Source organism: Mesorhizobium sp. L48C026A00 (assembly GCF_000502375.1).
GTDB classification, from domain to species: domain Bacteria; phylum Pseudomonadota; class Alphaproteobacteria; order Rhizobiales; family Rhizobiaceae; genus Mesorhizobium; species Mesorhizobium muleiense.
Map to the genome: position 1 here is coordinate 1 of NZ_AYWU01000103.1, position 1,040 is coordinate 1,040.

The 1,040-nt window shown below is 56.9% G+C and carries 1 pseudogene; it reads left to right on the top strand.

What is annotated here, in order from left to right:
- A pseudogene (locus X738_RS84400) lies at positions 1–308 on the top strand (transposase); the annotation flags it as partial.
- Positions 309–1,040: the final 732 nt, after the last annotated feature.

Sequence of the window (1,040 nt, forward strand, 5' to 3'; positions counted from 1 at the left end):
TAGGTGATCGAACTTGCTTCAAGAACGGCCGCCAGTTTGCGGCATGGCTCGGTCTCGTGCCGAAACAACGATCCAGTGGAGGGCGAGCCCGCCTGTTCGGTATCAGCAAGCGCGGCGATCGCTATCTGCGCACATTGATGATCCATGGCGCTCGCGCTGCGCTCGGCAAAGCAGCGGGCAAGCAGGATCCTCGAAGCCTTTGGCTTAGTAAGTTGCGGCAAAGGCGGCATCCCAATGTCGCGGCTGTCGCGCTCGCCAATAAGAATGCGAGGATCGTGTGGGCCATGCTCTCGGGCGGCACAGTCTACGAGCACGCACCATCGGTGAAAGCAGCTTGNCAAGAATGCGAGGATCGTGTGGGCCATGCTCTCGGGCGGCACAGTCTACGAGCACGCACCATCGGTGAAAGCAGCTTAAGGCGAAGCGGCAAACGAAGGAATAACAGAAGGAGGTCTCACCCCAGCAATTGCAGCAAAATGGCAGGAGATGGTGAAACGGTCATTCCGTCGCTTCCCGAACCTGGTGTGTGGACCGGCTTGGCTTCGGCCAATGTCTAGGGGCCGATGAGGTGGAAGCCCGCGAAAATCCATCGGGGCTCGCGGCGACGACGTTGTCCAGCCGCATCAGGAAGCCGGATATACGTCAGCAGTTGTGACCGACGATCTTGATCTAGCCGACCTGTTGCAATCGGGCGGGGTCCATATACGTCCATACATGCCACTGAACTTTCATCCAGCGGCGATTATCCTCGGCCGTTTCTGTTACGCCGTGGCGCGCGTTGAGCAATCGGCGAAGACGCAGCGTACCTCCACCGCCCGGATCGCCACGGTATCGCCTTTAGGGGGGTCAGAACAAGATTAGTGAGAAATCGTACGCTAACCGAAATTGTGCATGTTTCCGTAGTTTACCGCCTGTACCGAATATCAGTTTTTAGGCAGGAAATGCTACCTAGAGCGCAATTTTGGGAACGAGCACCGATCTGGAGAAGAGTTTCTCAGCTAAACGTACGATTTCGCACTAATCTTGTTCTGACCCCGGGT